The following is a 24,161-nucleotide window of genomic DNA, read 5'->3' on the forward strand; positions in this document are numbered from 1 at the left end:
ATTCCCGCTATGCGGAGCCGCCGGGGGATGCGACGCTGGAGGGGTGACCACGACCAGCGCCACCCGCCCGGGCAGCCCCCACCGTCCCACGAGGACCGCCGACCCGCTCGCGGACCCCGTCTTCGCCGAGCGGTACCGCGCGATGCTCGCCCGCGACGCCCGGTTCGACGGGCAGTTCATCACTGGCGTGCACTCGACCGGGATCTACTGCCGGCCCAGCTGCCCCGCCGCGCCGCCGAAGCCGGGGAACGTCACCTTCTACCGCACGGCGGCGGCCGCGCACGAGGCCGGGCTGCGGGCCTGCAAGCGGTGCCTGCCCGACGCCGTGCCCGGCTCGCCGGAGTGGGACCTCGACGACGACCTCGCGGCGCGGGCCATGCGGCTCATCGCCGACGGCACGGTCGAGCGCGAGGGCGTGCCCGGGCTCGCCGCCCGGCTCGGCTACACGCCCAGGCATCTCACGCGGGTCCTCACCGCCGAGCTCGGCGCCGGGCCGCTCGCACTCGCCCGCGCGCATCGGGCCCAGACCGCGCGGGCACTGCTCACCTCGACCGCGATGCGCGTGTCCGACGTCGCCTTCGCGGCGGGATTCGGCAGCATCCGGCAGTTCAACGACACCGTCCGCGCCGTCTACGAGCGCAGCCCGCTCGAGCTGCGCGCATCGGCCCGCGCGCGGCGCCGGCCCGTCGGCCCGGCCGCGGTCGAGCCCGCCGTCGGCGAGACGGGCGTCGTGCGGCTCCGACTGCCCGCGCGCGCGCCCTTCGACGCCGCGGGCGTGTTCGCCTGGCTCGCGACCCGCGCCCTCGAGCGCGTCGAGGTCGCCGGCGCCGACCGCTACGAGCGGACGCTCGCGCTGCCGACCGGCCCCGCCCTGGTCCGCCTCGCCGCGGTGCCCGACGCCGCAGCCCTCGACGTCGAGGCGCACCTGGCGAGCCTCGCCGATCTCGCTCCCCTCGTGGCACGCGTGCGCCGGCTGTTCGACCTCGATGCCGACGCCGAGGCCATCGACGCGGCGCTCGCGTCCGACCCGGCGCTCGCGCCCGCCGTCGCGGGCGTGCCCGGCATCCGCATGCCCGGCGCGCTCGACCCGCACGAGCTCGTGATCCGGGCGCTCGTCGGCCAGCAGGTCTCGGTGGCGGCGGCGCGGACCGCGCTCACCCGGCTCGCGTCGGACCTCGGCGAGCGGGTCGCGCTCGGCGGCGCCGAGCGCGTCCTGTTCCCGACCGCGGCCGCGATCGCCGAGCACGGCGCCGACGTGCTCCGCGGCCCGGCCGCCCGGATCCGCACCATCCTCGACGTCAGCGCCCGGCTCGCGTCGGGCGAGCTGGTGGTCGCGGCCGAGCGGGAACGGAGCGAGCTCCGCGCGGAGCTCCTGTCGCTGCCCGGCATCGGCCCGTGGACGGCGGGCTACCTCGCGATGCGGGTCACGCGCGAGCCCGACGAGCTGCTCGTCTCCGACGTCGCGCTGCGCAACGGCGCCGCGCGGCTCGGCCTGCCGTCGGAGGCGCGCGCGCTCGCCGCGCGCGGTGCCGCCTGGGCGCCGTGGCGCAGCTACGCCTCGATGCACCTCTGGCGTGCCGCCGCGGCCACGTGAGTGCAGTACGGCGCCCGCGCCGATGCGGGCGCCCCGACGGCATTGTCGACGTGACGGAGCATCACAGGTGGTTCGTTGTACGTTCTGCACAGCGACGACGCGAAGCCGGCCGATAGCCTAGACAGGTGAAGTTCGCGCACCTCCGAGTCGAAGGCCAGACGACCCCCCGACTCGCGGTGGTCCTCGACGAACAGGCGCTCTTCCTCGACGACGCGATGCCCGATGCGCCTCGCGACCTGCAGGAGCTCATCGAACGCGGGCCCGAGGGCCTCGCCGAGGTCCGTTCCGTGGTCGACGCGGCCGTGTCCGCCGGCTCGCCGACCGCCCCGGTCGCCGAGCTCCGCCACGACTCCGCGGTCCTCAGGCCCACGCAGGTGCTCGCGATCGGCGCCAACTACGCCGCGCACGCGTCCGAGCTGAAGCTCCGTTCCGAGTCGGCCATGACGATCTTCTCGCTCTGGCCGAACTCGCTCACCGGCCACGGCGCGACGACGACGTGGGCCGGCGACGTCGCCACCCAGGTCGACTACGAGGCCGAGCTCGGCGTGATCATCGGCACGCCCGCGCGCGACGTCGCCGCGCGCGACGCGCTCGACCACGTCTGGGGCTACACCGTCGTCAACGACATCACGGCACGGGACATCCAGTTCAGCGAAGCCCAGTGGTCGCGGTGCAAGTCGTTCGACGGCTTCACGCCGACCGGTCCGGTGGTGGTCACGGCCGACGAGGTCGCCGACCCGCAGGACCTCTGGCTGACCACGAACCTCGACGGCCACATCCTGCAGGACGCCTCGACGAACGAGATGGTCCGCAGCGTCGCCGAGATCATCGCGTACCTCTCCCGCACGGCGACGCTGCCCGCCGGCACGCTCATCTCGACCGGCAGCCCGGGCGGCGCCGGCTACTCGCGCAATCCGCAGGTCTTCCTGCACGACGGCTCGACCGTGACCGTGTCGATCGAGGGCATCGGCTCGCTGACCACGCACTGCCGCGTCATCTGACGCGCGTCGTCCGGACCGCCGCCGCCCCGACGCGCGAGGGGGCGGATGCCGCGGCATCCACACCCTCGTCGACGCCCCGGACGGGTCAGTCGCTCGGCTCGCCCTTGCGCTCGACGACGTTGATCGCCTGCGTGATCGGGGCGACGCCCGACAGGCGCGAGGGCAGGAGCTGGCGGGTCACGTCCTCGCGGGTCATGAGCCCGGCCTCGACGACGAGGTCGGCGACCGGCCGGCCGGTCGCGAGCGCGGCCTTGGCGAGCTTGGCCGCCTCGGTGTAGCCGATGAACGGGATGAGCGCGGTGATGACGCCGACGCTCGACGCGACCTGCGCCTCGAGCCGCTCGGTGTTCGCGGTGATGCCCTCGACGCAGTTCACCCGCAGCGTCCAGCACGCCTGGCGCATCCACGTGATCGACTGCAGCAGCGAGTGCGCGATGACCGGCTCGAACGCGTTCAGCTGCAGCTGGCCGTTCTCCGCGGCCATCATCACCGTGACGTCGGCGCCGGCGACCGCGTAGGCGACCTGGCTGACCGCCTCGGGGATGACCGGGTTCACCTTGCCCGGCATGATGCTCGAGCCCGCCTGCTTGGGCGGGAGGTTGATCTCGGCGAGCCCGGCCTGCGGACCGGACGAGAGCAGCCGGAGGTCGTTGCAGATCTTCGAGAGCTTGATCGCGCTGCGCTTGAGCGCGCTCGAGAACGTCATGAACACGCCGGTGTCGCTCGTCGCCTCGACGAGGTCGGGCGCCGTCTCGAGGCGCTGGCCCGTGATCTCGCTGAGGTGCCGGACGACGGCGGCCGCGTACCCGGGGTCGGCCGTGATGCCCGTGCCCACCGCGGTGCCGCCGAGGTTGACCTCGGAGAGCAGCTTGATGGTCTCGCGGAGTCGCGCGATGTCCTCGCCGAGCGTCGTCGCGAACCCGTGGAACTCCTGGCCAAGCGTCATCGGCACCGCGTCCTGCAGCTGGGTGCGGCCTACCTTGAGCACCTCGTGGAACTCGCGTCCCTTGCGGCCGAACGAGATGCGCAGCGCGTCGAGCTCGGCGAGCATCGTCGTGAGCGAGGCCGTCATCGCGAGCTTCAGCGCGGTCGGGTACGTGTCGTTGGTCGACTGGCTGCGGTTGACGTCGTCGATCGGGTGGATGAGGTCGTAGCGGCCCTTGGGCCGGCCCGAGATCTCGAGCGCGACGTTGGCGATCACCTCGTTCGCGTTCATGTTCGTCGAGGTGCCCGCACCGCCCTGGATGACGCCCACCACGAACTGGTCGTGGAACTCGCCGTCGATGATCCGCTGGCACGCCTCGTCGATCCACGCCTGCTTGCGCGGCTCGAGGGCGCCGAGCTCCTTGTTCGCGCGGCACGCGGCCTGCTTCACCTGCGCGAGCGCGACCACGAGCTCGGGGTACACCGAGATCGGGCGCTTCGAGATCGGGAAGTTCTCGAGGGCGCGCATGGTGTGCACCCCCCAGTACGCGTCCTCCGGGACCTCGACCGACCCGAGCGAGTCGGTCTCGGTCCTCGTCTCGGTCGTCTTCGTGGGGATCACGTCGTCCTCCGATCGGACGCTCTCGACGGTTCGGGGATGCGGTCGGGTCATCGACACTGTGGCTCCATCGCCTCGGGGATGCACGGGATCGCCGCGCCTGGTACGCCCCCGAGCCTACTCGCGGCGCTCCGGCGATTGCCGCCGCAGCGTGTACGATCCGTGCGCATCCGTTGTACACGGCGTCCGATTCGTGCGCCCCGGCGCCCGCGCATCGCACTTCACCCGATGCCCGCCACCTCGAACAGCCGCCACTCCCCCGGCACGCCGCGCAGCTCGTGCACGCCGCGGTCCTCGAACGCGATGCCCGAGCCGACGACGAGGTCCTTGACCGTGCCGGACGCGAGCACCGTGCCGGCGCCGGCGAGCGACATCACGCGCGAGGCCAGGTGCACCGCGATGCCGGCGACCTCGTCGGCCTGGAACTCGACCTCGCCGCTGTGCACCCCCGCGCGCACCTCGATCCCGAGCGACCGCACCGCGGACGCGATCTCCCAGGCGCAGCGCACCGCACGCGCGGGGCCGTCGAAGAGGGCGAGGAACCCGTCGCCCGTGGACGAGACGTGGGTGCCCCGATACCGCTCGATGCGCGAGCGGACGAGTTCGTCGTGCGCCTGCTTGAGGTCGAGCCAGCGCTGGTCGCCGAGGCGCGCGGCGAGGTCCGTCGAGCCGACGATGTCGGTGAAGAGCACCGTCGCGAGCACGCGGTCGTCGGTCGGCACGGGTCGGTCGCCGGTCACGAACTCCTCGACCTCGTCGAGGAGGGCGTCGGCCTCGACGAACGCGGGGTACCACGCGGACCCGGGCAGCTCGACCAGCCGCGCGCCCGGGATGTGCTCGGCGAGGTACCGCCCCATCGGGAGCCGGTAGTGCCGGTTGCCCGCCTTGTGCAGTACGAGCGTCGGCACCTGGATGCTCGGCAGCACCGACCGCACGTCGAGCTGGAGCACCCACTCGTACATCCGGGTCGCCGCGGCCGGGGATGCCGACAGCCGCATGTACCGGCCGACCCACCGCTGCAGCTGCGGGTCGTCGGCGACGTCGGGCGCGGTGAGCTGGAGCACGGCCCCGGTCCCCCAGTTGCGACGCCACTCGCCGAGGAGGAGCTCGGCCGTCGGCTCGGGGATGCCGATCGGGTAGTCGGGGGCCCGCAGCAGCCGCGCGAAGGTGTTGACGAGCACGAGGGAGTCGGTGCGATGCGGATGGCTCGCCGCCAGCATCATCGCCATGGGGCCGCCCTCCGCATCGCCGAGGAGCGTCGCCGACGTCGACCCGACGGCATCGAGCACGGCCCGCGCGTCGTCCATCCAGTGCTCGAGGGTTGGCAGCGCGCCCATGGCCACCGGATCCGACAGTCCGGCTCCGCGCTTGTCGAAGCAGATGACGCGGGAGAAGCGGGCGAGGCGGTCGAGGTAGCGGACCATCGACGGGTGCTCCCACATCACCTCGATGTTGCTCGCCCAGTTGCCGATGAACATGAGGTCGCGCGGGCCGCGACCGAACACCTGGTAGGCGACGGAGCCGTCCTCGCTCTCGGCGTAGCGCGGCTCGGGTGCACCCGTCCCCCAGGTCGAGATGCGTGCCCCGTGATCCGCGTCCATGCCGCCCCCTCAGCGTCAGGGTAGCGCCGCGGGCCGTACGCCGGGAGCAGGCGACGGGGCCCCGACCGGATCGGCCGGGGCCCCGTCGGGCGCGCGCCGTGGAACCGGCGCGCCGGATCAGATGAACGCGAGCGGCGCGAACGGCAGCAGGAGCAGGCCGAAGGCGAGGAACGCCAGCGTGGCGATCACGGCGCCGGCGAGCACGACGCCGTTGAGGACGACGCCCCAGATCGCCATGGTCCGGGCCGAGGGCTCGCGCCGCAGTGCCAGGATGCCGAGCACGAGGCCGGCGACGGGCACCACGACGGTGAATCCGGCGACGAGCGAGACGATGCCGAGCACGAGGCTCGAGACGGCGAACCCGCGCGTCTCGACGTCGGTCGCCGGTGCGGGGGTGACGGTGGTCATGAGTGGATCTCCTTGTCCGTGGGTACGTCGTCCACGCTAGGGATCGCGCCGTGACCGCGACATGGGGCAGACCCCCGCATCGGCGCGGTGGCGCGCCGTCGGGACGGCGGGCCGGCCGGCGGACGGCGCGTCAGCCGGCGAGCAGCGCCTCGACGGGACCGCGGGCGAAGTAGACCACGAACCCGGCGGCGACGATCCACAGCAGCGGGCTGATCTCCCTCGCCCGGCCTGCGAAGGAGCGCACGACCACCCAGCTCACGAAGCCCGCGCCGATGCCGTTCGCGATCGAGTACGTGAGCGGCATGACGGTGACCGTGAGGAACACCGGCAGCAGCACGCTCACGTCGCGGAGGTCGATCTCGCGGATCTGCGACATCATGAGCGCCCCGACGATGACGAGGGCCGCGGCCGCGACCTCCGACGGCACGACCGAGGTGAGCGGAGTGAGGAACACGGCCAGCAGGAACAGCCCGCCGGTGACGACGTTCGCCAGGCCCGTCCGTGCGCCCTCGCCGATGCCGGAGCCCGATTCGATGAACACCGTGTTCGACGAGCTCGACGCGAACCCGCCGGCGACGGCGCCCACGCCCTCGACCACGAGCGCCGACCGCAGCCGCGGGAACTCGCCCCTCGCGTCGGCGACGCCGGCCTCCTTCGACAGCCCGGTCATGGTGCCCAGGGCGTCGAAGAAGTTCGTGAACACCAGCGTGAAGACGAGCATGAGCGCGGCGAGGACGCCGATGCGCTCGAAGGACCCGAAGCTCACCTGGCCGACGAGCGAGAGGTCGGGCAGGCTCACCCACTGCGCGGGCAGCTCGGGAACGGAGAGGCCCCAGCCCTGCGGGTTCACGGCACCGTCCGCGCCGACCTTCGGGCCAAGGTCGAGGATCGCCTCGAGCACGAGCGCCAGCACGGTGCCCGAGAGGAGCCCGATGAGAATGCCGCCCTTCACCCGACGCGCGACGAGCACGCCCGTGAGCAGCAGCGTGACGACGAAGACGATCGTCGGGACGGTGCCGACCGAGCCGTCGACCCCGAGGCCGACGGGCGGCGAGGCCGAGCCGGTCGCCGTCACGAACCCGGCGTCGACGAAGCCGATGAAGGCGATGAACACGCCGATTCCGACGGTGATCGCGAGCTTCAGCGGCATCGGCACGGCCTCGAAGATGAGCCGGCGCAGGCCCGTCGCGGCGAGCAGCACGATGATCAGCCCGTTGACGAGCACGAGTCCCATCGCCTCGGCCCACGTCACCTGGCCGACGACCGAGACGGCGAGGAAGGAGTTGATGCCGAGCCCGGCCGCGAAGGCGAACGGCAGGCGCGCGACGAGGCCGAAGACGATCGTCATGACGCCCGCGGTGAGCGCCGTGACGGCGGCGACCTGCGCGAACCCGAGGGTCTCGCCGGCGACGTCGGTGCCGCCCGAGAGGATGATCGGGTTCAGGATGACGATGTAGGCCATCGTGACGAAGGTCACGATGCCGCCGCGCACCTCCGCGGCGACCGTGGAGCCGCGGCGGGTGATCTCGAAGAAGCGGTCGAGCGCGTTCCGGGGCGCAGGCTCGTGGGGGGCGGCCGGGTCGGCGACGGGTGCGTCGGCGACGCCCGCGGCGTTCGTCTCGGTGGTCGTCTCGACGGGCGGCTCGGTGTCGGGTCGGAGGGTCATCTCGTCCAGTGCGTGGTCGGGTGCGCGGTGCGCACGATCGGTCGGGGTCCGCTCTGCGGAGCGGGAGCGGGACGACGTCGGCCCGACGATCGGGGGCGGATCAGCCGCCGTGGAAGGCGGGCACGATCAGGTAGATGCCGTACAGCACGGCGAGGCCGCTGAGGCCGAAGCACGAGTACCCGCCGATGACGGCGAGGCGCTTCTGGGCGTCGGTCAGGGGGTTCTTCCTCGCGGCCTTCTGCGCCCGCTTGGCGGCCCTGGCCGCCTCCTCGGGCGAGATGACCGTGATCGCGTCGGTGAACTCCGCCGGGGCGACGACCGGCGTGCGTCCGCCGATCGTGAGCAGGCGGAGGCCGAGCGCGTAGGCGCTGACGACGACGCTCGCACCGACGAGCGAGGCGACGAGCACGATCACGAACGCGATCCAGTCGATCACGAGGTCACCTTCCGCTTGGGCTTGGGGTTGCGCTTGATCTTCACGGCCCGGCCGGAGTCGGCCACCTCGCTGAGGATGTTGCGGTGCGACACCTCGTCGCGCCGCGACCAGAGGAAGATGCCGCCGATGATCACCGCGGCGCCGACCGCGTCGATGAGGACGCCCGCGATGCCCATGGTCGCGACGACCGCGGCGAGGGCGCCGACGCCGCCGGCGGCGGGGAGCGTGAGGATCCAGCCGATGCCGATGCGTCCGGCCGTGCGCCAACGCACCTTCGAGCCGCGGCGGCCGAGGCCGGAGCCGATCACCGAGCCGGACGCGACCTGGGTGGTCGAGAGCGCGAAGCCCAGGTGGCTCGACGCGAGGATGGTCGCCGCGGTCGAGGTCTCGGCGGCGAAGCCCTGCGCCGGCTTGACGTCGGTGAGCCCGGTGCCGAGCGTCTTGATGATGCGCCATCCGCCCATGTACGTGCCCAGCGCGATCGCGATCGCACAGGTCACGATGACCCAGAACTCCGGACCGGAGCCCACCGGCTGCGCTCCGACCGAGATGAGCGTGAGCGTGATGACGCCCATCGTCTTCTGCGCGTCGTTGGTGCCGTGCGCGAGCGCGACGAGCGAACTCGAGAACACCTGGGCGTAGCGGAAGCCGTCGCGCCCGTCCGGGCGTCCGTCGTAGCGGCGCGTGATCGCGTAGGCGAGCTTCGTGGCCGTGAACGCCACGACGCCCGCGGTCAACGGGGCGAGCAGCGCCGGGAGGATGATCTTCGACATCACGACGCCGCCGTCGATGGCCTGGATGCCGAAGCCCACGAGCGCGGCGCCGATCAGGCCGCCGAAGAGCGCGTGGCTCGACGACGAGGGCAGGCCGAGCAGCCAGGTCACCATGTTCCAGGTGATCGCGCCGATCAGGCCGGCGAAGATGAGCTCGGGAGTGATGAAGATCCCGTTCTCGCCCTCCTTGATCAGGCCGCCCGAGATGGTCTTCGCGACCTCGGTCGACAGGAAGGCGCCGATCAGGTTGAGCACCGCGGCGAGTGCGACGGCGACCTTCGGGCGCAGGGCACCCGTGGCGATCGGCGTCGCCATCGCGTTGGCGGTGTCGTGGAAGCCGTTCGTGAAGTCGAAGAAGAGCGCCAGTGCGATGACCAGCACGACGATGAGGGTGAGATCCACCGGCGTCTTTCTGTCCGTCGGTGAGACCGTGGTTCACCGGATGTTCACGGAAGGTGGGTTGCGGAGGTCGGCGAGCGCCGAGCCCCGTAGATCCTACGCGACGTGATCGTGCTCATCCACCACGGTCGCGAGGTCGGGCCCGAACACGTAGGTGCGCTCGACCCGGCCGCCGGCCAGCACGCCCGGCAGCCACCGCCTGGCGTCGTCCCACATCTCCCCGAGCGGCACCCCCTCGAGCGGGAACCACTCGGGGTCGAGCTCGTCGGACGGCGCGGGGACGCCGCGGAACGCGCGCACGACGAACACGTTCGACACCTGGCTCCAGGCGCGCCGGTGCGGGAACAGGTAGGTGAGCCGCCCCCGTGCCTCGAGGTCGGCCGCGGACACGAGCAGCCCCGACTCCTCGTGCACCTCGCGCACCGCGGCGTCGACGGCCGACTCCCCCGCCTCGAGCTTGCCGCCGAGGCCGACGAAGTAGCCGGTGCCGAGCCCGTGCTTCTTGCGCCCGAGCAGCACCTCGGTCCGCCCCGCCGCCTCGCGCAGCACGTAGCAGACGCAGACCTCGGGCAGCGGCATCCGCCCGCCCGGGCCCTGCGACGGCTGGTCGGCCACGGATCAGCCGAAGAGGATCTTGGCCTCGTCGTAGCGCGACTGCGGCACCAGGTTGAGGCCGCCGGTCGCCTCGGCGATCGTCACGCGGGCGATGTCGGTGCCGCGCAGGGTGACCATGCTGCCCCAGGCGCCGTCGACCGCCGCGTCGACCGCGGCCATGCCGAGCCGCGTCGCCAGGACGCGGTCGTACGCGGACGGCGCACCGCCGCGCTGGATGTGGCCGAGCACCGTGTGCCGCGACTCGATGCCCGTGCGCTCCTCGATCATGGGCGCGAGCTTCTCGGCGATGCCGCCGAGGCGCGGGCGGTTGAAGGCGTCGAGTCCGAGGTGCGAGTGCGCCTCGTCCATGGTGTCGAGCTTGAAGCCCTCGGCCACCACCACGAGCGGCGCGCGGCCGCGGTCGCGGACCGACTCGACGTACTCGCAGATCTCCTCGATGCCCATGGGCTGCTCGGGGATGAGGATGGCGTGGGCGCCCCCGGCCATCCCGGAGTGGAGCGCGATCCAGCCGACGTGCCGGCCCATGACCTCGAGCACCATGCAGCGGTCGTGCGACTCGGCCGTGGTGCGGAGGCGATCGATCGCCTCGGTCGCGATCTCGACCGCGGTGTCGAAGCCGAACGAGTAGTCGGTCGCCGCGAGGTCGTTGTCGATGGTCTTCGGCACGCCGATGACGGGCAGTCCGCCCTCGTCGACCAGGCGGCGCGCCGCCGTGAGCGTGCCCTCGCCGCCGATCGCGACGATCGCATCGATGCCGTTGGCCTCGAGCATCTCGCGGATGTTGTCGGGACCGCCGCGCTCGCCCTCGAACGGGTTGGTGCGGCTCGAGCCGAGGATCGTGCCGCCCTGCTTCGAGAGGCCGCGCACGTCGTGGCGGGTCAGCGGCATGATGTCGCCCTCGACGACGCCGCGCCAGCCCCAGCGGAAGCCGACGAACTCGGCCTCGTGCGAGATGACGCCCTTGAGGACGGCGCCGCGGATCACCGCGTTCAGCCCTGGACAGTCGCCGCCGCTCGTCAGAATGCCGATCTTCATGCCTGTGTGACTCCTCGTGAGGGTGGACGTTCGCGGGGGTGCCGCATCGTCGAGGCGCGAACGTGGGGAGTCTAGCGGGGCCCGCGGCATCCGGTCGCGCCGACGACCGCCGCCGGTCCGGCGTGCGGTGTCGGGCGGATGCCGCGGGCCGGCGCTACAGCGCGCCGTCCAGCGCCTGGCGGAGCAGGTGCTGGAGGGCGTCCAGCTGCACCGAGTCGGCCGAGCCCGGCTCGATGTCGCTTCCGTCGAGCGCGCGGAGGGCGAGGCCCTGCTTCTGGTCGATCAGCTCCGCGATCCGCGCGTCGACCGTGTGCGCCGCGATGATGCGCCACGCCGTGACGGGCTCGTCCTGGCCGATGCGGTGCACGCGGTCGATGGCCTGGGTCTGCTCGGCCGCCGTCCAGCTCAGCTCGGCGAGCACGACGTTCGACGCGGACTGCAGGTTCACGCCGACGCCCGCCGCCGTGAGCGAGCAGACGGCGATGGCGACCTCGGGATCGGTGTTGAACGCGTCGATGGCCTGCTGGCGGGCGACCGCGCCCTGGTCGCCGCGGATCGACACCGTGCGCAGCTCCCGCGCCGCGAACGAGGCCTCGGCCTGGTCCATGACGTCGATGTGCTTGGCGAAGAACACGACCTTGCCGGCCGAGCGGGCCAGCTGCGCGGCGTAGTCGGCCGCGAGCCCGGCCTTGGCCTGGCCGATCCGGCGGACCATCGTGAAGACGTTCTCGCCCGACTTCGACGACTTCGACTCCTCGAGCTCGGAGAGGGCGACCGCACGGATGAACTGGTCGCGCTCGAGCTCGTCGAGGTCGCCCACGCGGAGCTTGCGCGACTCGACCAGCGCGCGGAAGCGGCTCGCGAGCCGGTTGCCGAGCTCGCGCTCGGCGGCGCGGATCGAGCGCCCGAGCTCGTCGTCGAGTTCGACGGGCAGGTCGGCGATGCGCTTGTCGGGCAGGTCGGCGGCCACGTCGACCTTCCGGCGGCGGACGATGCCGAGGTCGATCACGCTCTGCCGTGCCTCGGGGTAGAACCCCGGGTCGGCCGGCGTCAGGCCGGTCTCCTCGAGGCGTCCGAGCAGCTCCGGCGACGGCCGGTCGCCGACGATCCAGCCGAGGAACTGCCAGATGGCGCGGAAGTCGTCGACGTCGTTGATGAGCGGCGTGCCCGTGAGCGCGAGCAGCAGCGGGTCGCCCCCGGGCGTGTTCGCGCGGATGCGCTCGGCGAGCGCGAGCACGTTGCGCGAACGCTGGGACTGCAGGTTCTTGATGAAGTGCGCCTCGTCGACGACCATGCCCCGGAACCCCAGGGTCGACAGCCACGCCATGTGGCGGTCGAGCACGTCGTAGTTCACGACGATCACGTCGGCGAACGCGTCGACGGTGTCGCCGTCGCCGTGGATGACGGTCGCGCGGCGGTGCGGGGTCCAGCGCTCGACCTCGCGGGCCCAGTTCATCTTCACGACGTTCGGCACGACGGCGAGCAGCGGGTAGGCGTCGGCGACGGATGCCGCGAGCACCGACTGCGCCGTCTTGCCGAGCCCCGGCTCGTCCGCGAGCAGGAAGCGGCGGTGACCGTCGCGGGCGGACTCGATGAAGCGCGCCTGGTGCGGCATGAGCTCGAGGCCGCGCGGGGCGAGCCGGTCGACCTTCGGCGCCTCCGGCAGCTCCATCGACGCGGCCTGGCCGCCCGAGCCGGACTCGAACGACTTGAACAGCGGGCCGAGCAGTTCCCAGTTCGCCAGTCGCCGCACCGGCACGGCCGCCGGGGCGCCGCGGTCGAAGTCGGGAGCCAGGAACGGGTTCGCGAGCTGTCGCGACTTCACGGACGGCGGCACGACCTGGTTCTCGGACAGCATCGGCCGGGGCTCGGGTTCGCGGACGATGATGAGCTCGTCGTCGCTGAGCTCGGCGCCCGACTCGAGCAGCCAGTCGCGGCGGAAGCGCTGGGCGACGGTCGAGATCGACGCGTCCGGCTCGAGCAGCGTGATCAGGCTCGTGTCGCGCGCGGCGGTCTTCGCGAGGATCTGCGCGATGCCGTCGAGCCGCTTCAGGAGCTCGGTGCGGGCGGCGTCGCCCAGCTCGGCGTCCGCCTTCACCCGCGCGCGCTCCTCGCGCATGAGCAGCGCGATGACCTGGAACTTGGTGCGGTTCGTGGGACCCAGCTTGTTCTTCTGGGCCTTCTGCTCGACCTCGCGCACCTTGCGCGCGAGGATCGGGATGATGGGCGCGTCGTCGTCGCGCGAACGCGTGCGCTGCCGCTGCCTCGTCTGGGCCAATGGTCCTCCCCTTCTGGGCCCGATGCGATCCGGCGCACTCGGCCACGGGCAGGTGGCCGGCACCGGCGAACGGGATCGGACGAGCGAGGCCGTCGCGGTGCGGCGGATCCGTGAAGGGCCGAGCATGGCGGAGCGAGTTCCCCCCGGCCGTCGGCCCGCGGATGGATCCGTCGAGCGCCGGAGCACATTCTACGCGCCGGAGCCGATTCCGCGCGAATGCGGGCCCGATCGGGTGTCTCGGAGACGGGACCGATGCCCTGTCGCGGCGCGACGCGCAGGGCTAGTCTCGTCGCATGGACGTGTCGACGGGGGTCGGCGGAGGCATCGCCGACGATCACGAGTTCCAGGTCGCGCAGGACGGCGAGCTCCCGCCGGAGCCGGAGCCGGGCGCGGACGACACCCGCGAGATCGGCGACGGCGACCAAGACGACGTGGTCGGCATCGACGCCGAGCGCCGGGTGGTCCTGCCCCAGGAGCGCCCCGCCGACGAGGACTGACGCGGCCGCGCGTCAGACGCCGCCGCCACCACCTCCGCCGCCGCCCCCGCCCGACGAGCCGCCGCCGCCGGAGCCGCTCGACGAGGAGCTCGACGACGACCCCGACCAGCTCGTGCTCGACGCGGCGCTGAACGAGCTGACGCTCGCGGCGAAGTACGCGGCGTTGAAGCCGCTGCGGCCCGAGTACCAGTCGGGCTCGCGGCCCTGCTGCGCGTAGAGCGCCGCCAGCACCTGGCTCCACTCGCGCTCCATGCCGAAGAGCACGGAGTACGGCAGCAGTCGCTCGTTCAGTCGCAGCATGACCTCGGGGTCCGGCGAGCCGTCCGCACGGATCGGCCGGCCACCCGCCGGTGCGGGCCGCTCGAAGCGCGCGGCGCCCGGTGCGGGCGGCGGGATCGCCGGCGCCGGGACGGTGGCGCGCTCGGCTCCGCTCGGCGACTGCAGCACGCGCAGGCGGTCGGCCTCGGCGAGGCGGATGTAGAGGCGGAGCCCCTCGAGGTGGTCCTTCGCGGTCCGCCCGCGCTCGGTGAGCGGACGCACCGAGCCCACGATCCCGAACGTGACGAACACGGCGACGCCGCCGACGAGGATGGTCGCCCACGGCCAGGCGCCGCCCATCTGCTCGTCGAGCGCCAGGAACCCGAACACGACGGCGACCACGGCCGCGCCGATCGCGAGGAACGACAGCAGCGCGCGCAGGCCGCGGTCGGGCTTCCGGCGCAGTCCCTCGCGCTCGACGCGCGAGTGCACGGTGGTGCGCAGCCGCGCCAGCGCGGTGCCGAGCGAGCTGTCGCGCGACTTCAGGTCGCGGGTCGCGCCGATCGGTGCCAGCGGTCCGAACAGGGCCCGGAGCACGCGCGACGCGTCGCGGTCGGCGCCCTCGATCGACCCGGCGACCTGGACCGAGTACCGGCGCGAGCCGGTCTCGAGCACTCGGACGCGTCGATCGACGGCCTCGCCCAGCAGCGTCGCGGTGACGCCCTTCCCGGCGGCGCCGACGAGGTCGGCGGCCTCCATGAGGGTGATCCCCTCGGGTGGTTCGTACTCGGCGATGATGAGCCCGCGACCCGGATGGTCGCGCCAGCGCGTCGCACGCCGCACCCCGGCGAAGATCGCGACGCCGACGGCGCCGAGCGCCCCGAAGAGGGAGGTCATCGCGACCGGCGAGGAGGTGAACCGCTCGTCCCGCGGCTCGAACGTCCCCGTTCGGAAGCCGAGCGCCACCGTCAGGTTCTGGTACGGGCCGAGCGCGTCGGCCCGGGCGATCACGACCGGCTCGCCGCCGGGTTGCACCTCGAGGCTCGCGCACGGCGTGCTCGAGCCCTCGTAGCCGCTGTAGCAGGCGACGTCGCCGGTGAAGGCGGGAACGAGGTCGGGCGCGAGCCGGACCTCCCCGCGGACCACGCCGAACGGCTGCCGCCAGCCGGTGCCGTTGACGTCCCAGTAGAACTCCTGGAGGTCGGCGTCGTCGGGGTCGAACGTGACGTTGCGCTGGTCGTAGGCGATGACGTAGGTCTGCTCGCCGTGCACGAAGTCGTCGGCGGCGATCGTGACGAGCTCGAACTCGCCGTCCTCACTGCGCTCGGTCTCGAACCCGCGCGCGGCGCCGGTCTCGTCGACCACGGACACCACGTGCACGTCGGTGGGGTGTCCGTCGTACCAGCGCGGGATGGCGCGGCGGATGCCGCGGTTCTGGTCGTACTCGGGGAACACCGCGACCAGGGTCTCCGTCGTCCGCAGCGTCGACCGCCCGTCGCCGTCGCGACCGAGGTCGTAGACCGCGTCGAAGCTCGCGAACGTGAAGTCGTCGACGCCCGCCGGGACCGCGACGACCGGCGCGACGGCATCGGCGGCGAGATGCGGGGCGGGGCGGACGGGGACGGAGCCGGGGGTCGCGGACGCGGTGGCGGCGACGGGAGCGCCGAGGCCGAGCACGACGACGGCGGCGGCGAGCGCGGCGGTGGCGAGCCGGCGGAGCCGGACCGGTCGCGGGGTGGACATGCGATCACGCTAGCGAACGGCCCGCGCGGCGTCACGCGCCGCATCGTGCACCGCGGGCGCGTGGGCGCGATACCGGCCCGGGTATGGCGCGCGGGCGTATCCTGACGTGGTGATCGAGGACATCAAGAAGCGGGCGCTGCACCGCACGAAGATCATCGAGGGCCAGCTGCGCGGCATCGAGAAGATGATCGAGAACGAGGACTACTGCGTCGACATCATCACGCTGTCGCTCGCAGTCCAGAAGTCCCTCGGATCGCTCAACAAGCTCCTCGTCGAGAACCACCTCCGCACGCACGTCTCCCATATGTACGAGGAGGGCGGCGACCAGCGCGAGGAGGCGGTGGCGGAGCTGGTGCGCATCTTCGAGCTCTCCAACAACCGGAGCTGAGATGGCGCGCATCGAACTCGTCACGGGCGACCTCACGCTCGAGCGCGTCGATGCGATCGTGAACGCCGCCAACTCGTCGCTGCTCGGCGGCGGCGGGGTCGACGGCGCGATCCATCGCGCGGGCGGCCCGGAGATCCTCGCGGCGTGCCGACGGCTGCGCGAGACGACGCTGCCGGACGGGCTGCCGACCGGCGAGGCGGTCGCGACGACGGCGGGCCGGCTCGCGGCGCGCTGGGTGGTGCACACTGTCGGTCCGGTGTGGCCGGGCGCGGGCGCCGAGGCGGTCCGGCGGCGCGCCCTGCTCGTCGGCGCCTACCGGAACTCGCTCGCGGTCGCGGCCGGCCTCGGCGCGGCATCCGTCGCCCTGCCCGCCGTCTCGGCGGGGATCTACGGCTGGCCGGCCGACGACGCCGCGGAGGTCGCGATCGGCACCGCCGTCGCGGCGACGGAGGCCCCGGAGCTGGTGCGGTTCGTCCTGTTCTCGACGCGCATGCACGGCGAGTTCGTGGCCGCCGCGGAGCGGCTCGGTGCGGAGGTCGTCGTCGCCTGACGCCTCGGCGCCGGTCACGCCGGCCGGCGGCGGCTCAGGTGCCCGGCGAGGTCGAGGCGATCCAGGCGTCGAGGTCGCTCGGCTGGTCGGTGATGATGCCGTCGACGCCGAGTTCGCTCACCTCCTGCCACCGGTCCTGGCTGTTGAGCGTGTAGCAGAGCACGGCGACCCCGGCGGCGTGCGCCGCGTCGACCGCGTCGGGCACGGCCGTGACGGATGCCGCGGTCGTGCCGAACCCGATCAGCCCGAGCTGCTCGGCGAGCGGCACGGGGTCGGCGGGGAGCTCGCGGATGAGCATGATGCGGGGCGTCGTCGGTGCGACGCGCTGGATCGACTGCAGCGTCTCGACGCTGAAGCTCTGGAACACGACGCGGCCGCGGAGTCCGTGCCGCTCGACGAGGTCGAGCACCGTGCGGACCTCGGTCGGGGTCCAGTCGGCCTTGAGCTCGACGAGCGCCCGGGCGTCGTCGCGCTCCGCGAGCGCGACGAGGAACCGCTCGAGCGTGGGGATGCGCTCCCCCGCCCACTCGTCGGAGTACCACGCGCCGGCGTCGAGCCGCTCGAGGTCGGCGAGGTCGAGCTCCTCGACGGTGTCGTCGCGCCCGGCGACCCGCTCGAGGTCGGTGTCGTGGAAGAGCACGGGCACGCCGTCGCGCGTGAGTCGGACGTCGGTCTCGACGTACGCGAGCTCGTCCATCGCGAGCTCGAGGGCGGGCATGGTGTTCTCGGGCGCCTGCGATCGGTCGCCGCGGTGGCCGATGATGGCGGCAGCGTCGCCAGGCTGGCGGAGCGCGCCGAACACGTCGATCGCGTAGACGTCGGTCGGGGTGGACGCCGTCCAGAGCAGTCCCGCGGTGGCGATCATGCCGGCCGCGGCGAGCGGGATGCGCACGAGCGGGCGCGGCGGTCGGAGCAGGCGGGCGGACGGTCGAGCGGGGGTCGCGGTCGCCGGGTCGACCGCGTCTCGGGTGGGACGCACGGATCGGGCCTTTCCACGGACCGCGCCGCGTTGCGCGGACCGTGCAGGTCACCCTAGCAAAGGTCGTTACCGTTTCGTTATCTATTTCCCGGAGGGGCCGCGCCAGCCTCATGCGCGCGGCCGGAGGACGCCGGTTCGGCGTCCGGCGCGTCCTCGGCGGCGGCCGCCTCGGCCTCCGCGGTGATCCGATTGGCCATGCCTGCGAACACGATGCCATGGACCGGCACGATCGACCACCAGTAGAGCCTGCCTGCGAGGCCCTTCGGGAAGAAGACCGCCCGTTGCAGGTAGCGCGATCCCGACCCCTCGGGCTCGGCCGACATCTCCAGCCACGCACGGCCGGGCACGCGCATCTCGGCGCGCAGGCGCAGGAACCGCGGCCGCTCGATGCGCTCCACGCGCCAGAAGTCGACCGCGTCCCCGGGATGCAGCGTGTCGGGATCCCGGCGGCCGCGCCGGAGCCCGACGCCGCCGAAGAGCTTGTCGATCCAGCCCCGGATGGCCCAGGCGAGCGGGAACGAGTACCAGCCGTTCTCGCCCCCGACGCCCTCGATCACACTCCACAGGTCGTCGACGGACGCACTCGAGCGCCGCTCCCGGCGATCGGTGTACACCACGTGCCCGGACCACTCCGGGTCGCTCGGCAGGGGGTCGCTCGGCGCGCCGGCGACCTCGGCGTTGCGCCAGCTCGTCTCGACCTCGCCCTCGCGCTCGCGCTCGAGCGCCAGCCGCACCGCCCGGCGGTACGGCGTCAGGCCCTCGGCGGGCGGCGGGATCACGTCGTCGATGTCGTGCTCGCGCATCACGCAGTCGAACTGGAGCGACTCGATGATCGGCACGGCCAGCCGACGCGGGATCGGGGTCACGAGGTTCACCCACTGGCCGGCCAGCCATGGGGTGAGCACCGGCAGCGAGGCGATCGGCCGCTGGTGCAGCCCCGCCTCGACCGCGTAGCCGTTCATCAGCTGCCCGTAGCGGAGCACGTCCGGTCCGCCGATGTCGAACGCGCGGTTCACCTCGGGCGGCACGTCGGCGGCGGCGATGAGGTAGTGCAGCACGTCGCGCACGGCGATCGGCTGGATGAAGTTGCGGACCCAGTGCGGCGCCGGCATGTACGGGAGCACCTCGGTGAGGTGCCGGATCATCTCGAACGAGGTCGACCCCGACCCGATGATCACCCCGGCCTGCAGCACGACCGTCGGCACGCCGGAGGCGAGGAGGATCTCCCCCACGCGCACGCGCGAGCGCAGGTGCCGCGACAGGGGCCCGTCCGTGGGATGCAGGCCGCCGAGGTAGACGATGCGGCCCACGCCGTTGCGACGGGCGGCCCCGGCCACGTTCCGTGCGATCGTGAGCTCGATGTCCTCGAAGTCCCCGCGCCCGCCCATCGAGTGGACGAGGTAGTAGACCACGTCGACGTCGCGCGTCGCGCGGTCGACGGCCGCGGCATCCGTGAGGTCGCCCTCGACGACCTCGACGTCGTCCGCCCAAGGCACGTCGCGCAGCCGCTCGGGGCGGCGCACGATCACGCGGACGTCGTGGCCCGCCGCCGCGAGGCGCGGCACCAGGCGGCCGCCGATGTACCCCGTCGCTCCCGTGACCAGGACCCGCACGGCGCCCCTCCCCTCGGCCGGACGCGCACGGGACCTACCCGTGCTCGTTCCCCCGACGATAGTTCCCGCTCGCCCGGGCCAGCAGGTGCTGCGCCTGTGAATCGTCCGCACGTTGCAGGGCGGCGACGAGCTTCGCGGCCTCACGGCCGCCCACGGTCATCACGGCGCGACCGCCCCGGATGACCACCACCGCGCCGCGACCCGTGACCCGGTAGTCGAAGGGGTCGGCGAGCAGCCGGCCGCGCTCGTCGGATGCGTCGTTGCGTCCGGACATGCGCGACCGCCTACCGCAGGCTCTTCGTGTGCCAGACCGTCTTCGTCTCGGTGAACGCGGCGATCCGGTCGAGCGTCGGCGCCGCGGCGTCGGGGCCCGGCTCGGGGCGCAGCACGCGCTTCAGCGTCTCGGCCGCGGCGATCTCGAGGTCGACCCAGTCGAGCTCGCCCGCGCCGACGAGGTCGAGGGCGTTCACGTCCGAGTGGCTCGCGAGCCACGGCGCGATCTCGGCGGGCGAGCCGGTGAGCACGTTGACGACGCCCTTGGGCACGTCGCTCGTGGCGAGCACCTCGGCGAGGCTGATCGCCGAGAGCGGGAACCGCTCGCTCGCGACCACGACGACGGCGTTGCCCGCGACGAGCGCCGGGGCGATCGCCGAGACGAACCCGACGAGCGACGAGTCCTGCGGCGCGACGATCGCGACGACGCCGGTGGGCTCGGGCACCGAGATGTTGAAGTAGGGTCCGGCCACCGGGTTGGCGTTGCCCGCGACCTGCGCGAACTTGTCGGCCCAGCCTGCGTACCAGACCCACCGGTCGATGGCCTCGTCGACCTGGGCGCCGGCCTGGGCGCGGGTGACGCCCTCGGCGGCCTCGATCTCGGCGACGAACTGCGCCCGCCGGCCCTCGAGCAGCTCGGCGATGCGGTACAGCACCTGGCCGCGGTTGTACGCGGTGGCACCGCCCCACCCGGCGACGGCGCCGCGCGCGGCCAGGACCGCGTCGCGGGCGTCCTTGCGCGAGGCCTTCGCGGCGTTCGCGAGGAAGGCGCCGTCGGCGGCCGCGACCTCGTAGGTGCGGCCGGACTCGCTGCGCGGGAACGCGCCGCCGATGAACAGCTTGTAGGTCTTGGGCACGGCGAGGCGGCTCACTTCGCGGCTCCCTTCTTCGCGGGCTTGGACGGTCGGCGGGTACGCTTGGCGGGCTTCTCCTCGACGGCGGCCGTGGCGCGGGCCTCGACGGCGCGCGCCGGGGTGCGGCCGGCGGACGCGGCCGTCGCGGGCGACAGGTAGGCGCCGAGGCCGTGTCGACCGCCCTCGCGGCCGTAGCCCGACTCCTTGTAGCCGCCGAACGGGCTCGACGGGTCGAAGCGGTTGAAGGTGTTCGCCCACACCACGCCCGCGCGGAGCTGGTCGGCGACGGCGAGGATGCGGCTGCCCTTGTCGGTCCAGATGCCGGCGGAGAGGCCGTAGGGGGTGTTGTTCGCCTTGGCGATCGCCTCCTGCGGCGTGCGGAAGGTGAGCACCGACAGCACCGGCCCGAAGATCTCCTCGCGCGCGATCCGGTTCGACGTCTGCACGTTCGTGAAGATCGTCGGCGCGTACCAGAACCCGTTCTCGGGGATCTCGCACGGGGCGCTCCAGCGCTCGGCGCCCTCGGCGACGCCGGCGTCGGAGAGCTCGCGGATGCGCTCGAGCTGCTCGCGCGAGTTGATCGCGCCGATGTCGGTGTTCTTGTCGAGCGGGTCGCCGAGGCGGAGCGTCGACAGGCGGGTCTTCAGCCGCTCGACGACCTCGTCGTGGATCGACTCCTGGACCAGCAGGCGGCTGCCGGCGCAGCACACGTGGCCCTGGTTGAAGAAGATGCCGTTGACGATGCCCTCGATCGCCTGGTCGATGGGCGCGTCGTCGAACACGATGTTCGCGGCCTTGCCGCCGAGCTCGAGCGTGACCTTCTTGTGGGTGCCCGCGACCTGCTTCGCGATCGCGCGGCCGACGGCGGTCGAGCCGGTGAAGGCGACCTTGTCGACGCCGTCGTGGCCGACGAGCGCCGCACCGGTGTCGCCCGCGCCCGTGATGATGTTCACCACGCCCGGCGGCAGGTCGGCCTGCTGCACGATCTCGGCGAACAGCAGCGCCGTGAGCGGGGTCGTCTCGGCGGGCTTCAGGACGACGGTGTTGCCGGCCGCGAGCGCCGGCGCGATCTTCCACGCGAGCATGAGCAGCGGGAAGTTCCACGGGATGACCTGCGCGGCCACGCCGAGCGCGCGCGGGTTCGCGCCGAGTCCGGCGTAGTCGAGCTTGTCGGCCCAGCCCGCGTAGTAGAAGAACCACGCGGCGACGAGCGGCACGTCGACGTCGCGCGACTCCTTGATCGGCTTGCCGTTGTCGAGCGACTCGGCGACGGCGAGCTCGCGGGCGCGCTCCTGGATGAGCCGGGCGATGCGGAAGAGGTACTTGCCGCGGTCGCGGCCGGGCATGCGCGACCAGACGCGGTCGTGGGCGCGGCGCGCCGCGGCGACGGCGGCGTCGACGTCGGCCCCGTTCGCGTTCGCGATCGTCGCGATCTTCTCCTCGCTGGCGGGCGAGACGGACTGGAACGGGGTGCCGTGGCCGTCGACGAACTCGCCGTCGATGAAGAGGCCGTACTCGTCGCGGAGCGAGAGGATCGCCCGGGACTCGGGGGCGGGTGCGTACTCGAGGAAGCTCATGATGCGGTGCTCTCGTCTCAGTCGATCGTCACGTAGTCGGCGCCGGAGTAGTGGCCGCTCGCCATCTTCTGGCGCTGCAGGAGCACGTCGTTCAGCAGGCTCGAGGCGCCGAATCGGAACAGGTGCGGCTGCAGCCACTCCTCGCCGACGGTCTCGGCGACCGTGACGAGGTACTTGATCGCGTCCTTGGACGCGCGGATGCCGCCGGCGGGCTTCACGCCGATGCGCTGGCCGGTCAGCAGGTGCCAGTCGCGCACGACCTCGAGCATGAGGAGCGTGACGGGCAGGGTCGCGGCCGGCTGGACCTTGCCGGTGGACGTCTTGATGAAGTCGCCGCCGGCCAGGATCGAGAGCCAGGACGCGCGGCGCACGTTGTCGTACGTGACCAGTTCACCGGTCTCGAGGATGACCTTCAGGCTGGCGCTCGTGCCGTCGGGGCGACGGCAGGCCTCCTTGACGGCGGCGACCTGGTCGAAGACCTGGCCGTAGCGGCCGGCGAGGAACGCACCGCGATCGATGACCATGTCGATCTCGTCGGCGCCGTTCGCGACGGCCTCGGCCGTGTCGGCGAGCTTGATCTCGAGCGACGAGCGGCCCGACGGGAACGCCGTCGCGACGGCGGCCACCGAGATGAGCCCGTCGTCGGGGTCGCCGTGCACGGAGCCGAGCGCGTCGACCGCGAACGGGACCATGTCGCCGTAGACGCACACGGCCGCGACGCGCGGCGTCGTGGCATCCGCCGGATCGGGGTTCATCGCCTTGGCGACGAGCGAGCGCACCTTGCCGGGGGTGTCGGCGCCCTCGAGCGTCGTGAGGTCGATGAGCGAGATGATGCGGTCGAGCGCCCACTGCTTCGAGGACGTCTTGATGGAGCGCGTGCCGAGCCCGGCGGCGCGCTGCTCGAGGCCGACGGCGTCGACGCCCGGGATGCCGTGGAGGTACCTGCGGAGCGTGGCGTCGTCGGGCTGGCCGCCGAGGACGGCCACCGCGCGCTCGCGCGCGGTGACGAGGGAGGTGCCGGACATGGTGGATGACCTGTCTTTCGTGGTTCGGCCGGATCAGCCGTCGAGGAGGTGGAGGGCCGTGGCCTCGTCGGTGACGAGGACGGAGCAGAGGCCGGAGCGCACGACCGCGTCGGCGACGGGGTGCTTGCTGCGACCGGCGATGACGGCGATGCGCAGCCGGCTCTCGCGGACCTCGTCGAGGGTCAGGCCGACCGTGCGCGCGTCGAGCGCCGGGTCGACGATGTTGCCCTCGGAGTCGATGTAGCGACCGACGACGTCGCCGACCGCGCCCTTCTGCACGAGCAGGTCGACGTCGGTCTCGGTGAGGTAGCCGCTCTCGATGTGGACGGAGGTGTGGTCGGCGGGCCCCGCGCTGAACAGGTACGCGTCGGCGGACCTGGCGAACTCGATCACGCCCGCGACGACGCGGTCGGCCTCGATGGCCTCCTTGGTCGCGAGGTGCTCGAGGATGGCGGGGCTCGGGAGGAGGGTGGCGCTGCCGCCGCCCTTCTGGGCGATGGCGACGGCCGTCGCCGCCGCCGTGCCGGCGCGGCGGTTGAGGCTCACGCCGCCGTTGATCTGCACGACGTTCACGCCCGTCGCCCACCCGTTGCGCAGGTGCTGGGACAGCTCGAAGAGCGTGCGGCCCCAGCTGACGCCGAGGGTGCGGGGCACGGGGCGGAGCGCGGTGAGGTAGTCGGCGGCCGCCTGCGCGGTGCGCGACTGCAGTTCCTCGGAGGAGGACACGCCGGCGGCGGAGACGACGATCGCGTCCTCGAGGCCGCGCTCCTCGCGGAGCCGGCGCTCGATCGGGAGCCGTCTGGCCCGCGGGTGCAGGATCTCGATGCGGATGAACCCGCGCTGCTTCGCCTGGGCGAGCAGCCGGCCCACCTTCCAGCGCGTGAGCCGCAGGGCCTGGCCGATCTCGTCCTGCGTCTTGTTCTCCTCGTAGTAGAGCTCGGCCGCACGGATCGAGAGGAGTTCGTCGGTCTCGTCCATTCGCCTCCTTCCGCCGTGACCAGCGTAGGCAGCGGATGGCGCATCGGCAACACTCGCGTGCAAGTCTGCTCACATGA

At 72.8% G+C, this 24,161-nt stretch carries 22 protein-coding genes; 5 read left to right on the forward strand and 17 right to left on the reverse strand.

Features of this window, described 5'->3' with window-relative positions:
* Positions 1 to 43: 43 nt before the first annotated feature.
* Positions 44 to 1,594 (forward strand): AlkA N-terminal domain-containing protein, encoded by a 1,551-nt coding sequence (locus tag ABD230_RS13005; RefSeq protein ID WP_344374815.1) that lies wholly within the window; start codon positions 44 to 46, stop codon positions 1,592 to 1,594.
* A 125-nt stretch (positions 1,595 to 1,719) separates the two neighbouring features.
* The gene (locus ABD230_RS13010; RefSeq protein WP_344374819.1) at positions 1,720 to 2,595 is read left to right on the forward strand and encodes a fumarylacetoacetate hydrolase family protein; all 876 of its coding nucleotides are present in this window, start codon (positions 1,720 to 1,722) and stop codon (positions 2,593 to 2,595) included.
* A gap of 85 nt (positions 2,596 to 2,680) precedes the next feature.
* Here the strand turns inward: ABD230_RS13010 and ABD230_RS13015 are convergent, their stop codons facing one another.
* The 9 genes from ABD230_RS13015 to ABD230_RS13055 all read right to left on the reverse strand — a co-directional run bounded on the left by ABD230_RS13015 (position 2,681) and on the right by ABD230_RS13055 (position 13,349).
* On the reverse strand, positions 2,681 to 4,192 hold the full coding sequence (locus ABD230_RS13015) for an aspartate ammonia-lyase (protein WP_425546233.1): 1,512 nt from the start codon (positions 4,190 to 4,192) through the stop codon (positions 2,681 to 2,683).
* A gap of 167 nt (positions 4,193 to 4,359) precedes the next feature.
* Positions 4,360 to 5,739, reverse strand: coding sequence for an adenylate/guanylate cyclase domain-containing protein (locus tag ABD230_RS13020; protein ID WP_344374824.1), 1,380 nt, complete (start codon positions 5,737 to 5,739; stop codon positions 4,360 to 4,362).
* A 117-nt stretch (positions 5,740 to 5,856) separates the two neighbouring features.
* Positions 5,857 to 6,147, reverse strand: a complete 291-nt coding sequence (locus ABD230_RS13025) for a hypothetical protein (protein WP_344374827.1) — start codon at positions 6,145 to 6,147, stop codon at positions 5,857 to 5,859.
* A gap of 130 nt (positions 6,148 to 6,277) precedes the next feature.
* Entirely contained in the window at positions 6,278 to 7,813 is a 1,536-nt protein-coding gene (locus tag ABD230_RS13030; RefSeq protein ID WP_344374830.1) for an NCS2 family permease, read from the reverse strand.
* A 100-nt stretch (positions 7,814 to 7,913) separates the two neighbouring features.
* Positions 7,914 to 8,249 carry a peptidase gene (locus ABD230_RS13035; RefSeq protein WP_344374833.1) on the reverse strand — a complete coding sequence of 112 codons (336 nt, stop codon included), beginning with the start codon at positions 8,247 to 8,249 and terminating at the stop codon, positions 7,914 to 7,916.
* Positions 8,246 to 9,424, reverse strand: a complete 1,179-nt coding sequence (locus tag ABD230_RS13040; protein WP_344374836.1) for an inorganic phosphate transporter — start codon at positions 9,422 to 9,424, stop codon at positions 8,246 to 8,248. Before ABD230_RS13040 ends, ABD230_RS13035 begins: the two co-directional genes overlap by 4 nt.
* 93 nt (positions 9,425 to 9,517) lie before the next feature.
* Positions 9,518 to 10,036, reverse strand: coding sequence for an 8-oxo-dGTP diphosphatase (locus ABD230_RS13045; RefSeq protein WP_344374838.1), 519 nt, complete (start codon positions 10,034 to 10,036; stop codon positions 9,518 to 9,520).
* Between the two features lie 3 nt (positions 10,037 to 10,039).
* Positions 10,040 to 11,071 carry a 6-phosphofructokinase gene (locus ABD230_RS13050; protein WP_344374841.1) on the reverse strand — a complete coding sequence of 344 codons (1,032 nt, stop codon included), beginning with the start codon at positions 11,069 to 11,071 and terminating at the stop codon, positions 10,040 to 10,042.
* 154 nt (positions 11,072 to 11,225) lie between these two features.
* Positions 11,226 to 13,349, reverse strand: a complete 2,124-nt coding sequence (locus ABD230_RS13055) for a DEAD/DEAH box helicase (protein WP_344374843.1) — start codon at positions 13,347 to 13,349, stop codon at positions 11,226 to 11,228.
* A 293-nt stretch (positions 13,350 to 13,642) separates the two neighbouring features.
* Here ABD230_RS13055 and ABD230_RS13060 point away from each other — a divergent pair, with 293 nt between their 5' ends.
* Complete coding sequence (locus tag ABD230_RS13060; RefSeq protein ID WP_344374844.1) at positions 13,643 to 13,846, forward strand: hypothetical protein; 204 nt, start codon at positions 13,643 to 13,645, stop codon at positions 13,844 to 13,846.
* 12 nt (positions 13,847 to 13,858) lie between these two features.
* Here ABD230_RS13060 and ABD230_RS13065 read toward each other — a convergent pair whose 3' ends face one another.
* Complete coding sequence (locus tag ABD230_RS13065) at positions 13,859 to 15,847, reverse strand: DUF2207 family protein (RefSeq protein WP_344374846.1); 1,989 nt, start codon at positions 15,845 to 15,847, stop codon at positions 13,859 to 13,861.
* Positions 15,848 to 15,956: 109 nt separating this feature from the next.
* Between ABD230_RS13065 and ABD230_RS13070 the strand changes: the two genes are divergently transcribed.
* Positions 15,957 to 16,235: a metal-sensitive transcriptional regulator gene (locus tag ABD230_RS13070; protein WP_344374850.1), complete on the forward strand. Its 279-nt coding sequence runs from the start codon at positions 15,957 to 15,959 to the stop codon at positions 16,233 to 16,235.
* Position 16,236: 1 nt separating this feature from the next.
* Positions 16,237 to 16,785, forward strand: coding sequence for an O-acetyl-ADP-ribose deacetylase (locus tag ABD230_RS13075; RefSeq protein ID WP_344374855.1), 549 nt, complete (start codon positions 16,237 to 16,239; stop codon positions 16,783 to 16,785).
* Positions 16,786 to 16,819: 34 nt separating this feature from the next.
* Here ABD230_RS13075 and ABD230_RS13080 read toward each other — a convergent pair whose 3' ends face one another.
* The 7 genes from ABD230_RS13080 to ABD230_RS13110 all read right to left on the reverse strand — a co-directional run bounded on the left by ABD230_RS13080 (position 16,820) and on the right by ABD230_RS13110 (position 24,084).
* Entirely contained in the window at positions 16,820 to 17,764 is a 945-nt protein-coding gene (locus tag ABD230_RS13080) for a glycerophosphodiester phosphodiesterase (protein ID WP_344374860.1), read from the reverse strand.
* A 77-nt stretch (positions 17,765 to 17,841) separates the two neighbouring features.
* Complete coding sequence (locus ABD230_RS13085) at positions 17,842 to 19,377, reverse strand: SDR family oxidoreductase (protein ID WP_344374863.1); 1,536 nt, start codon at positions 19,375 to 19,377, stop codon at positions 17,842 to 17,844.
* Between the two features lie 34 nt (positions 19,378 to 19,411).
* Entirely contained in the window at positions 19,412 to 19,651 is a 240-nt protein-coding gene (locus ABD230_RS13090; protein WP_344374866.1) for a hypothetical protein, read from the reverse strand.
* A gap of 10 nt (positions 19,652 to 19,661) precedes the next feature.
* A complete protein-coding gene (locus tag ABD230_RS13095) occupies positions 19,662 to 20,522 on the reverse strand; it encodes an aldehyde dehydrogenase family protein (RefSeq protein ID WP_344374869.1) in 861 nt (286 codons plus the stop codon).
* Positions 20,519 to 22,081 carry an aldehyde dehydrogenase family protein gene (locus ABD230_RS13100; protein WP_344374872.1) on the reverse strand — a complete coding sequence of 521 codons (1,563 nt, stop codon included), beginning with the start codon at positions 22,079 to 22,081 and terminating at the stop codon, positions 20,519 to 20,521. The genes ABD230_RS13095 and ABD230_RS13100 overlap by 4 nt, the downstream gene beginning before the upstream one ends.
* Positions 22,082 to 22,098: 17 nt before the next feature.
* The gene (deoC, locus tag ABD230_RS13105; RefSeq protein ID WP_344374874.1) at positions 22,099 to 23,106 is read right to left on the reverse strand and encodes a deoxyribose-phosphate aldolase; all 1,008 of its coding nucleotides are present in this window, start codon (positions 23,104 to 23,106) and stop codon (positions 22,099 to 22,101) included.
* Between the two features lie 33 nt (positions 23,107 to 23,139).
* A complete protein-coding gene (locus tag ABD230_RS13110) occupies positions 23,140 to 24,084 on the reverse strand; it encodes a sugar-binding transcriptional regulator (RefSeq protein WP_344374877.1) in 945 nt (314 codons plus the stop codon).
* Between the last annotated feature and the right edge of the window lie 77 nt (positions 24,085 to 24,161).

The organism is Agromyces tropicus (assembly GCF_039531345.1).
Lineage (GTDB): Bacteria > Actinomycetota > Actinomycetes > Actinomycetales > Microbacteriaceae > Agromyces > Agromyces tropicus.